Here is a 10,802-nt window from a genome sequence, read left to right on the forward strand (position 1 = left end):
CTGACGCTCAGCGGCCCCTGCGACATCATGGTGTTCGAGGGCGTGCCCGGCGGCCCGCTGGATTGCTGGCGCGACCTTAAATCGCCGGCCGAGCACCTGGCCGCGAGCAAGCGCTTCCTGGACACCTACCTGCCCTGGGAAGGCGCGCGCGCCGCCAAGGTCGAGCTGACCGACGCCAAGGGCATCCTGGCCGGCGCCTTCGCGCCCACCATCCGCAAGCCGGTGATGACGCTGCCGTCCGGCAAGCTGGTGTTCGGCCTGGGCGACGCGGTGGTGGTCAACGACCCGGTCACCGGCCAGGGCTCGAACAACGCCACCAAGGCCGCCAAGGTCTACCTGGACGCGATCCTGGCGCACGGCGACGCGCCCTATACGCGCGAGTGGATGGAGCAGACCTTCGAGCGCTACTGGGACTATGCCAAGTGGGTGGTGCAATGGACCAACTCGCTGCTGCTGCCGCCCCCGCCGCACATCCTGCAGGTGCTGGGCGCGGCGCAGCAGTCGCCGGGGCTGGCCGGCCTCATCGCCAACGGCTTCAACCATCCGCCCAGCTACTTCCCCTGGTGGAGCGACGCCGCCGAGGCCGGCGAGCTGCTCAAGCGGCACCAGGCCGTGGCGCGCGCCGCCTGACCGCCCGTGCATGAGGAACCCAGCATGAGCACGCTCCTGGCCGTCCGGCAATGCCATGAAGCCCCCGCCTGCGCCGCCTGGGGCAGCGTCGACCTGGCGCCCCGCGCGCTGCGCGACCTGCTGGGCAGCTACCCGACCGGCGTGGCCATCGTCACGACGCGCGCCGCCGACGGCCGCAACGTGGGGCTGACCATCAATTCCTTCGCCTCGCTGTCGCTGGATCCGCCGCTGGTGCTGTGGAGCCTGGTGAACCGCTCGCCCAACCTGGCGGTGTTCCGCGACAGCGCGCATTTCGCGATCAACATCCTGGCCAGCGGCCACGAGGCGCTGGCGCGGCGCTTCGCCGATCCGGCGGTGCCGGACAAGTTCGCCGACGTGACGGTGCGCGAGACGCCCGAGGGCGTGGCCGCCATCGACGGCGCGCTGGCCACCCTGGTCTGCGTCCACGACCACTGCCGCACGGTGGGCGACCACCTGCTGCTGGTCGGCCAGGTGGTGCGCGTGGCCAGCCAGCCCAGCGAACCGCTGGTGTTCCATGCCGGCCGCTTCACCTCGGTGCCGGCCCGCGCCCCGGCCGTCCCGCCATCCCAACCCGGAGATTCCCAGCCATGAGCGCCCCGGCCCTCCTGCCCGAACTGGCCCTGCGCATGGCGCGGGGCGCCGTCCGCGTGGTCGACCTGACCCAGACCCTGTCACCCTCGTTCCCGGCGCTGCAACTGCCGCCGCAATTCGGCCAGGTGCAGGCCTTCAAGATCGAACGCATCTCGCACTATGACGAAGCCGGCCCCGGCTGGTACTGGAACAACTTCTCCTGTGGCGAGCACACCGGCACGCACTTCGACGCCCCGGTCCACTGGATCAGCGGCCGCGACCATCCCGCCAACAGCGTCGACACCATCGCGCCCGAGCACTTCATCGCGCCGGCCGTGGTGCTGGATGCCAGCGCCGAGGTCGCGCAGGACGAGGACTGGCTGCTGACCGTGGAATTCATCCAGGACTGGGAACGCCGCCACGGCCGCATCCCGCCGCGTGCCTGGGTGCTGCTGCGCAGCGACTGGTCGCGACGCGCGCAGGACCCGGCCGCCTTCCTCAACCTGCGCGAGGACGGCGCGCACACGCCCGGCCCGACGCAGGAAGCCGTGCAATGGCTGATCCGCGAGCGCGACGCGCACGGCTTCGGCGTGGAGACCATCAACACCGATGCCGGTCAATCCTATGCCTGGCCGCTGCCCTATCCCTGCCACACGCTGATGCACGGCTCCAACCGCTACGGCCTGCAATGCCTGAAGAACCTGGATCAGCTGCCGCCGCAGGGCGCCATGATCCTGGCCGCGCCGCTGAAGATCGAGGGCGGCTCGGGCAGCCCCTTGCGCGTGCTGGCGCTGGTGGAGCAGGCATGAGCGCGCCAAGCGAAACCCAGGTGGTGTTCGTCGGCAGCGGCATCAATTCGCTGGTCGGCGCGGCGCTGCTGGCCGTGCGCGGCAAGCGCGTGCTGGTGCTGGAGCGCAACGACCGGCTCGGCGGCTGCATCCGCACCGAGGAACTGTTTCCCGGCTACCGGCACGAGGTGTTCTCGTCCTGGCATCCGCTATTCGTCGGCAGCCCGGGCTACGCCGAACTCAAGTCCGAGCTGGAACAGGCCGGGCTGGAAGTGCTGTGCGGCGACTATTCGACCGGCCTGGTCGGGCCCGACGGCCGAGGCCTGGCGCTCAGGCAGGACATGGCCGACGCCGCCCAGCGGCTGAACGCGCTGTCGCCCGGCGACGGCCAGGCCCTGCAGGACATGGCCGCGCGCATGTTCGGCGAGGACGCCGCGCTGACCTTCGGCCTGCTGGGCAAGAACCCCTACAGCTGGGACCTGCTCAAGCTGCTGTACAGCGAATGGCGCAAGCGCGGCCTGGACGGCATGACCGCCTTCGCCGCCGGCGCGCTGGAGAATTTCCGCCGCTGGTCCGAGCGCACGCTGCGCTCGGACGCGGCGCGCGCGCTGATCGCGCCCTGGACCCTGCATTCCGGCCTGGGGCCGGACGATGCCGGTTCGGCGCTGATCGGCAAGCTGACCTTCGCCGCCGTGGTCAGCGGCGGCATGCCGGTGATCAAGGGCGGCGGCAGCCGGCTGGTCGAGGCGCTGGCCCGCGTCATCGAGAACCGCGGCGGCCAGCTGCTGACCAACGCTCAGGTGGACCGCGTGCTGGTCGAGGGCCAGGGACGGCGCGCCCGCGCCGCCGGCGTGCAACTGGCCGATGGCCGCCGCGTGCGCGCCCGCGACGCCGTGGTCTGCAACGTCACGCCGCAACAACTCTACGGCCAGCTGCTGCCCGACGCGCCGCCGCCGGCGCGCGAGCGCGCGCAGGCCTATCGCTACGGCCGTGGCTGCATGCAGCTTCATTTCGCGCTGAACGCGCCGCCGGCCTGGATGGAGCCCGAGCTGGTCAAGGTGCCGCTGGTGCACCTGACCGAAAGCCTGGAACAGGTCTGCGCCTCGGTCACCGAGGCCAACAACGGCCTCTTGCCCGCGCGCCCGACGCTGGCCATCGGCCAGCCCGTGGCGGTGGACCCGTCGCGCGCGCCGGAGGGCGGCTGGATCCTGTGGATCCAGATGCAGGAGATGCCCGCGCGCCTGAAGGGCGACGCCGCCGGCCAGATCGACACGCCCGCCGACGGCCGCTGGAACGAGGCCGTGCGCGAGGCCTATGCCGACCGCGTGCAGGCCCGCCTGGAACGCGTCATGCCCGGACTGGCCGAGCGCATCGTCGGCCGCCGCGCCTACTCGCCGGCCGACCTGGAAGCGCTGAACTGCAACCTGGTCGGCGGCGATCCGTACTCGGGCATCTGCTCGCCCGACCAGTTCTTCTGGCTGCGGCCCTTCGCCAGCGGCGGCGGCGCGCGCGGCCACCGCACGCCGGTCGCCGGCCTGTATCACATCGGCGCGTCCACCCACCCCGGTCCCGGACTGGGCGCGGGCTCGGGCACGCTGGTCGCCCGGGAGATCGCGCGGAAATAGCGGCCCGACGACCCGGGCCTTGCCACACCTTCCGGCGCGCGGATCCGTCCGTGCGCCCGGGACGGCCGCGCGCACCGTTCGCCCATCGCGGGCGGCGCGCGCCACGCCAGCCAGTTGCCGTACCAACAACAACACACCGTGGTTAGGAGACAAAGCTATGCGCAAATCCATGCCCGCCTGGGCACTACTGCTGGCGTCGGCCCTGGGGCCGTCCGCGGCGCTGGCCATCGAGGGCGGCGCCCTGCCGATCTATCCCGATGGCCTGGAAAACTACATGGTCGGCGCCCTGCCCCCGCCGGGCGTGCACTTCCTGACCTACGGCGGCGCGCTGCGCTACGACACGCTGCGCGGCAACAGCGGCGAGTCGCTGGTGCGCGACTTCAAGGTCAATGTCAACATGCTGGCGCCGCGCCTCATCTGGGTCGCGCCCCAGCCGGTGCTGGGCGGCAGCCTGGCGCTGCACACCGTGGTGCCGCTGCTGGACGTGGACTTCCGCGCCAACGGCGCGCGCTTCAAGAGCTCGGGCCTGGGCGACATCGCCGTCGGCGCGGCGCTGGGCTACCACGCCTCGCCGGCGCTGCACTACCTGTTCGGCGTCGACGTCTACGCGCCCACCGGCAAGTACGACGCCAAGGATCCGTCCAGCCTGGGCAAGAACTACTGGACCATCCAGCCCCTGGCCGCGCTGACCTATACGCAGCCCACCGGCCTGAACGCCGACCTGAAGGTCATGTACGACTTCAACCAGCGCAACAGCGACACGCGCACCCGTTCGGGCCAGGCGATCCACGCCGACTACAGCCTGGGCTGGGGCCTGGGCGGCGGCTGGGTGGCGGGCGTGGGCGGCTATGTCTACCAGCAGGTCACGGACGACAAGGGTTCCAACAGCGCGATGGGCAAGGCGCGCGCCCTGGGCGTCGGTCCGTCGATCCGCTACGCCAGCCAGGGCGGCTGGTTGTTCACGCTGAAGTGGCAGAAGGACTTCGAGGTGCGTAACCGGCCCGAGGGCAACCAGTTGCTGGCCAAGCTGGTGATTCCGTTCTGAGGGAAAGGCGCCGGGACCGCCTGCGGTTCCGGCGCTGAATCGCGCGCGGACTCAGTGCCGCCGCAGCGTCTGGCTGGGCGTTTCCAGGTAACGGGCCTTGTAGTCGTTGCTGAAACGGCCCATGTGCGCGAAGCCCCAGCGCAGCGCCACGCCGGCGACGCTGGCGGCCTCGCCGCTCAGCAGCTCGGTGCGCGCGCGTTCCATGCGCAGGTCGCGCAGATAGTGCATGGGGCTGACGCCCAGGAATTCCTTGAAGCCGCTGTAGAGACTGCGCACGCTTACGCCGGCCACCTGCGCCAGCTGCTCGACGCTGAGCGGTTCGTGCGCGTGCGCCTGCAGGTAATCCTGCGCCCGCCGCACGTGGCGCGGCAGGATCGAGCTGCGCCGCGCCGGGGCGGTCTCGCTGTAGTTGTGCAGATGCGAGGTCAGCAGGATCGAGGCGGCCAGCTGCTCGACCTGCGACAGCACCAGCTTGTGCTGCTCCAGGTCGGGATAATGGGTGGCGCAATCCACCAGATAGGACAGCAGGCAGCTCCAGGGCGCGCAGTCGCGCCAGCGAAAGCCCAGCTCGAAATGCAGCGGTTTATCCAGTGGATGGCCCAGGTAGCCCACCAGCGTGCGTTCGACCAGCGAGCGCGAGATGCGCAGCATGACCTGGTCGTTGCCGGCCTCCCAGCACATGCGCGTATCGCATTCGGGGCTGAGCACCGAGGCCAGGTCCGGCGAGGAATCGATGCGCTGCCCGCCGCTCTCGATGGCGGCCGTGCCGCACAAAGGCATCTGCACCAGGAAGAAGCTTTCCAGCGGCCCCGGCTCGATGCGCACGGTGGCGCCGTAGCGCAGCCGGCTCAGCGACAGGTCGCCCAGCCCCGTGTAGTGCATGCGCGCGTCCAGCCGCTCGCCGCCGGCGGTGCGGGTCAGCTGGTGGGGTTTCATGACGCGCCCGACCATCGAGCGCACCTCGTCCAGGTCGGTGGAGGCGAACAGCAGCTTTTCCGGCGCGTTGAGCAGCCGGTCGATGGGCGTGCCGGTGGCGGGCGTGCGCGACGGCGCGGCCGAGGACGGGGACATCGGGATCAACGTAGTGGGCATGGTTGCTGCCTCCCTTGGGGCCTGGCTGTCAGCCTGATCTTGTCTGGGCATCCGGTTGCCCGCCGGTTGCGCCATGTGCGCCGCAGCATCCGCGCAACGCCTTGTCCCGCGCCGCCGCAACCCTGCAGCAGCTCTGGACTTGCACAGATCCTACTATGCAGGCCGGCGCGGCGCGCCACAGGAAAACCCGCCTTGGGCGGGGCCGGCTATCCGCTGCGTGCTTACACTATCCGGATAGTGCTTGAAGCATAAACATATGAAACCTGCGAGTTTGGCGCAAGTGCCGGTTGAAGAAATGCTGACGTCTAGTTGAGCGCGTGGCCTCGCTCTGGCCTTGCTGCGCCGCTTCCCCGCGCTCGCCTCGTCCTCGCCCCACACGTCGCACAGCACGTCGCCCCGCTCATCGCCCGGCAAGTCGCGCCGGCTTCAGCGTCCCTGCCAGTAGCGCCCGTTGTGCCGCCTCTCTCCACGCACCCGCAATTCGGCAGGCAGGGATTCCGCCACCACCGCGCCATCCCGGTCGCTGCGCCAGAAGCGCGCGCTGGCCGTCGTCCAGCGCTGCTGCACCGCCAGCGCCGGATGGCGAAAGCGATTCAGCATGCCGGCCTGGGCGATCGCGTGCCCGGCCCGCGTGGCGGCGATCAGTTCGCGGCCCGACGAGGTGGCCGAACCATGGTGCGGCGCCATCACCACATCCGTCGGCGGCAACGCGGGCACGAGTGCGCGTTCCTGGGCCACGCCGATGTCGCCGGTCAGCAGCAAGGAATGCCGCGCGCCCTGCACGCGCAGCACGCAGCTATCGGCGTTGGGGTCCGCCGGATCCCTCTCGGCCGCCAGCGGATGCAGGAACGCGAAACGCAGGCCATCGGCTTCCCAGGCCTGCCCTCGCGCGCAGCGCAACCGTGCGACAGGCGGCACATAAGCGCCGGCATCCGCCCGACCCTCCGAAATCAGCGCCGCGCGCGCGTCCCGCGCCAGAAAGGCATCCAGGTCAAAGGACGCATGGCTGCGCCCCACCGCCACCGCGTTCAGCACCGCCCGCGTTCCGCCGACATGGTCCAGGTGCACGTGCGAAAGCACCAGATCATCCAGCATGCGGATGCCGCGCGCGCGCAGATAGGGCGCCACCACCCACTCGCCGACATCGGATCCTCCGCGGTGACGCGGTCCGGCATCGAACAGCAGCGTGCGCGTGGCGGTTTCGAGCAACACCGCGCCGCCCTGCCCCACGTCCAGCGCCGTCAGCCGCCAGTATCCCGGCTCGGGCCGCTCGGGACGCCAGCACAGCAACGGCAGCATCCACAGCCAGCCCCAATGGCGCCCCGGCCAGCCTGGCGCCTGCAAGGCCCAGGCCATGCCCGCCATTGCCAGCAACAGCCAGGGCCAGGGCGCGGCCGCCACGTCGAAGCTGGCCCAGGATGCCTCGCCCACCCAGGCGACGGGCATCATGGTCAGGTCGAATACCGCCAGGCCCGCCTGCCCCGCGCCGGCAGCCAGGCGTTCCGCGCCCGGAATCGCCGCGAACAGCGCGCACAGCAGGGACAAGGGCGTGACCAGGAAGCTCACCGCCGGTATCGCCACCGCGTTCGCCAGCGGCGAGCCCACCGACACCTGGCCCACCCAGAAGGCCAGCAGGGGCGTCAGCCCCAGCGTCACCAGCAGTTGCAGATGGCTGGCCTGCCCCACCCTCGCCGCCACGCGGCGGCCCAGGCCAGCCGACGGATCCACCGGCGCCGCGACGATGCGCAGCAGGATGGCAACCGCGCCGAAGGACAGCCAGAAGCCCGGCGCCATCGGCGCCCAGGGGTCCAGCGCCGTCACCAGCGCGGCGGCGACGGCCAGCACCCGCCCGCCCGTCAAGGGCAGGCGCGACATGGCCGCCGCCAGCACCGTCGCCAGCATGAAGAAGGTGCGCCGGGCCGGCACGCCCCAACCCGCCAACAGGCAATACAGCAACGCGACCCAGGCGGCCGCCATGCCGCCCACGATGCGCGACGGCACGCGCTCGGCCAATCCGGTGCCGCGCCAACGCGCGCGCCGCCACAGGAACGCGGCCAGCATGCCCGCCACGCCGGCGATCGAAGTGACGTGCATACCGCTGATGGACACCAGATGCGTGATGCCGCTGCGGTTGAACAGCCGCCAGTCCTCTCGCGCCACACCCGCCTGGTCGCCGATCGCCAAGGCGATCAGGACCGGCGCGTAGCGATGCCCGTCCAACGCCCGGCGCATGCCCGCGCGGATGCGGTGACGCGCGCGTTCGATCACCACGCCGGGCCCGGCCCAGGGACGGTCGGCCACGAATCTCGGCTGGCCGCGCACCGTGCCGGTGGCCCGCAGGCCCAGCGCGAACATCCGGCCTTCCGCATCCGGCAGGCCCGCGTTGCGCAGTCCCGCCGGGCGGCGCAGCACCAGCGCCATGCGCCAGACCTGCCCCGGCGCCAGCGCCGGCAGGTCCGGTCCGTCGGGCGGCGCGTGCCACGTGATCAGCAGGCGGGAGGGAATGCCGGGCGGCGCGGGTTCCAGCGTATCCGCGACGAAGCGCCAGCGACGGGCGTCGCCGTCCGGTAGTCCGGTCACTTGCAAGGTCAGGCGCGCCACCTGATCGTGGTGCGCGTCGGACAGGCCGTCGTCGAGGCGTGACTGGGCCTGCCAATTGGCGTTGAGCAGGCCGGCGGACAGGCCCAGCGCGAGCGCAATGCCCAACCGCGATACGGCGTGACGGAAGCGTCGCAGCAGCAGCACGGCCAGCAGGCTGCCGGCCAGCAAGGCGAAACACGCCGTCGACCCGGGCAGATCCGGAAGTGTTTGCGTCAGCGCCGCGCCAGCGACGAATGCGAAGCAGAAGAATCGGCCAGTGATGTGCCCCCCGCAGACACAGGATGCGGGCCGCCGGATTGACTCGCGGCCCAAGTGGAAAGGGGCAAGCCTAGGCCATCGGCACGGCGCTCAACGCACCGGTGCACGAATCCGTCACTGCGTATCAGCCGCAGCGCGCCGGACGAGAACGGCGGCGCTACCTGGCCCGGGCCATATCCCAGCAGGCCATGACGCCATCGATCGCCGATTGCATCGCCTGATGACGCACGCCATCGCGCGCCAGGGTGGACAGGCCCAGCAGGAAACTGTCGAACGCCAAAGCCAGCGCGGCAACGTCGGTGCGCCCGTCCAGCTCTCCCGAGCTGATGCCACGCTCGACGCAACGCGCGAACCCGGCCCGCGTCCTGCCGCGCGATGTCGCGAGCGGGCGCGCGACCGCCCGGTGTTCCGCCGAAGGCGCGCTCATCGCTCCAAGCGCCACCATGCAACCCCGTGGATGCCCGTTGCCGCACTGCATTTTCGCGGATCGGCGCAGGGCCTGCTCGATCGCGTCGCGCGGCGGCAAGGCGTCGTCCCACAAGCATTCCGTGACCTGGCCATGCGTGTCGAGGTAGCGGCGCACCGCCTCGGCGAACAGCGCCGCCTTCGAGCCGAAAGCGGCATAGAAACTGGGCGCGGAAATGCCGCCCATGCCCGCCTTCAGCTGGCTTAGCGAGGTCGATTCATAACCGTGTTGCCAGAACAAGCGCAACGCCTGCTCGACGGCCTGCTCGCGATCAAAGGTCCTGGGCCGTCCCATTTTCGCCATGCCTTGTTCCTCCCATGCGTAGCCATCCGTCCATTTCAACATAAATACCAATCGATACATAACTTATTGACAGCCGGATCGTGCTCGCCTTATATTTTTGTATCGATCGATATATTATTAATTCAGCGATATGGCGAACACGCCAGGCACGGCCGCCCTCGCGCGCCGCGCCCGCTGCACACAGGATCATCGTTGTGAACACCACCGCGTCGGCGATCGAAGGCGCTACGCCTGACCGCCTCCCCATTTCCGGCCTGCTCGCCTTGGCGATGACGGGCTTCATCTGCATCGTTACCGAAACCCTGCCCGCCGGCCTGCTTCCCCAGATCAGCGACGACATGGGAATCAGCCCCTCCATGGCCGGCCAGACCGTCACGGCCTATGCCTTCGGTTCCTTCCTGACCGCGATACCCTTGACGATCGCCACGCGCGCGTGGCGGCGGCGCAGCGTGCTGCTGCTGGCCATCATCGGTTTTCTCGTCTTCAACAGCGCCACCGCGCTGTCCTCGGACTATCACCTGACCATGACCGCGCGCTTCCTGGCCGGCGTCTCGGCCGGACTGGCCTGGAGCCTGCTGGCGGGATATGCGCGGCGCATGGTGGAACCCCATCAGCAAGGCAAGGCCATGGCGGTCGCAATGGTCGGCACGCCATTGGCCTTGTCCCTGGGCGTGCCGCTGGGCACGTGGCTGGGCACGGCAATAGGCTGGCGAGCCACTTTCGGCATCGCATCGGCCATGACCCTGGCGCTGGTGCCGTGGGTGCTGGCGAAGGTGCCAGACTTTCCGGGCCAGGCGGCACGGGAGCGCATGCCGCTGCGCCGCGTCTTCACCACGCCGGGCGTGCGGCCGGTGCTGGCGGTCGTGCTCACCTGGATGCTGGCGCACAACCTGCTCTATACCTACATCGCGCCGTTCGCCACCCATGCGAACCTGGGCGCGAGCGTGGACCTGCTGTTGCTGACATTTGGCGTGGCGGCGCTGGCCGGCATCTCGATCGCCGGCAAGCTGGTCGACGGATTCCTGCGCCGGACCGTGTTGGCCAGCCTTGCCGCCTTCGCCGCCGCCGCGCTCGCCTTCGGTCTGGCCGCCCATTGGCCCGCGGCCGTCTATGCCGGCACTGCCCTTTGGGGCATGACGTTCGGCGGCGCGGCCACGCTGCTGCAGACGGCGCTGGCCGATGCCGCCGGCGACGGCGCAGACGTGGCCCAATCCATGAATGTGGTGGTGTGGAATCTCGCCATCGCCGGCGGCGGACTGACCGGCGGCGCCCTGCTCGACATCTGGGGCGCCGGCGCCTTCCCCTGGGCCGTGCAGAGCCTGCTGGCGGCGGCCCTCATCATTGCCTGGTCGGCCCGCGCGCACGCCTTCAGGCCGGGCAGACGCGGCGCCTGAAGCGCCGGC

General features: G+C 70.5%; 9 protein-coding genes. 6 read left to right on the forward strand and 3 right to left on the reverse strand.

The window, feature by feature from the left end:
- The 5 genes from KDH83_RS26410 to KDH83_RS26430 all read left to right on the forward strand — a co-directional run.
- On the forward strand, positions 1-630 hold a 630-nt coding region (locus KDH83_RS26410), incomplete at its 5' end, for a styrene monooxygenase/indole monooxygenase family protein (protein ID WP_349291671.1).
- A 24-nt stretch (positions 631-654) separates the two neighbouring features.
- Positions 655-1,242: a flavin reductase family protein gene (locus tag KDH83_RS26415; protein ID WP_212321135.1), complete on the forward strand. Its 588-nt coding sequence runs from the start codon at positions 655-657 to the stop codon at positions 1,240-1,242.
- Complete coding sequence (locus KDH83_RS26420) at positions 1,239-2,030, forward strand: cyclase family protein (RefSeq protein ID WP_212321137.1); 792 nt, start codon at positions 1,239-1,241, stop codon at positions 2,028-2,030. Before KDH83_RS26415 ends, KDH83_RS26420 begins: the two co-directional genes overlap by 4 nt.
- On the forward strand, positions 2,027-3,634 hold the full coding sequence (locus tag KDH83_RS26425) for an NAD(P)/FAD-dependent oxidoreductase (protein WP_212321139.1): 1,608 nt from the start codon (positions 2,027-2,029) through the stop codon (positions 3,632-3,634). The genes KDH83_RS26420 and KDH83_RS26425 overlap by 4 nt, the downstream gene beginning before the upstream one ends.
- Before the next feature lie 157 nt (positions 3,635-3,791).
- Positions 3,792-4,679, forward strand: coding sequence for a transporter (locus tag KDH83_RS26430; protein WP_212321141.1), 888 nt, complete (start codon positions 3,792-3,794; stop codon positions 4,677-4,679).
- A gap of 51 nt (positions 4,680-4,730) precedes the next feature.
- Here the strand turns inward: KDH83_RS26430 and KDH83_RS26435 are convergent, their stop codons facing one another.
- The 3 genes from KDH83_RS26435 to KDH83_RS26445 form a co-directional block, all read right to left on the reverse strand.
- Positions 4,731-5,771: an AraC family transcriptional regulator gene (locus tag KDH83_RS26435; RefSeq protein WP_249205369.1), complete on the reverse strand. Its 1,041-nt coding sequence runs from the start codon at positions 5,769-5,771 to the stop codon at positions 4,731-4,733.
- 426 nt (positions 5,772-6,197) lie between these two features.
- Complete coding sequence (locus KDH83_RS26440) at positions 6,198-8,669, reverse strand: DNA internalization-related competence protein ComEC/Rec2 (protein WP_349291672.1); 2,472 nt, start codon at positions 8,667-8,669, stop codon at positions 6,198-6,200.
- Between the two features lie 118 nt (positions 8,670-8,787).
- A complete protein-coding gene (locus tag KDH83_RS26445) occupies positions 8,788-9,399 on the reverse strand; it encodes a TetR/AcrR family transcriptional regulator (RefSeq protein ID WP_212321143.1) in 612 nt (203 codons plus the stop codon).
- A 269-nt stretch (positions 9,400-9,668) separates the two neighbouring features.
- Between KDH83_RS26445 and KDH83_RS26450 the strand changes: the two genes are divergently transcribed.
- On the forward strand, positions 9,669-10,793 hold the full coding sequence (locus KDH83_RS26450) for an MFS transporter (protein WP_212321148.1): 1,125 nt from the start codon (positions 9,669-9,671) through the stop codon (positions 10,791-10,793).
- The last annotated feature ends 9 nt before the right edge of the window (positions 10,794-10,802 follow it).

It is taken from the genome of Achromobacter sp. Marseille-Q0513 (assembly GCF_018195695.1).
Classification (GTDB): domain Bacteria; phylum Pseudomonadota; class Gammaproteobacteria; order Burkholderiales; family Burkholderiaceae_B; genus Achromobacter.

What these genes read in the sequence shown, in the direction of transcription:
- KDH83_RS26415 (WP_212321135.1), top strand. Translation starts at nt 655, where the DNA reads ATGAGCACGCTCCTGGCCGTCCGGCAATGCCATGAAGCCCCCGCCTGC.
- KDH83_RS26420 (WP_212321137.1), top strand. Translation starts at nt 1,239, where the DNA reads ATGAGCGCCCCGGCCCTCCTGCCCGAACTGGCCCTGCGCATGGCGCGG.
- KDH83_RS26425 (WP_212321139.1), top strand. Translation starts at nt 2,027, where the DNA reads ATGAGCGCGCCAAGCGAAACCCAGGTGGTGTTCGTCGGCAGCGGCATC.
- KDH83_RS26430 (WP_212321141.1), top strand. Translation starts at nt 3,792, where the DNA reads ATGCGCAAATCCATGCCCGCCTGGGCACTACTGCTGGCGTCGGCCCTG.
- KDH83_RS26435 (WP_249205369.1), bottom strand. Translation starts at nt 5,771, where the DNA reads ATGCCCACTACGTTGATCCCGATGTCCCCGTCCTCGGCCGCGCCGTCG.
- KDH83_RS26445 (WP_212321143.1), bottom strand. Translation starts at nt 9,399, where the DNA reads ATGGCGAAAATGGGACGGCCCAGGACCTTTGATCGCGAGCAGGCCGTC.
- KDH83_RS26450 (WP_212321148.1), top strand. Translation starts at nt 9,669, where the DNA reads ATGACGGGCTTCATCTGCATCGTTACCGAAACCCTGCCCGCCGGCCTG.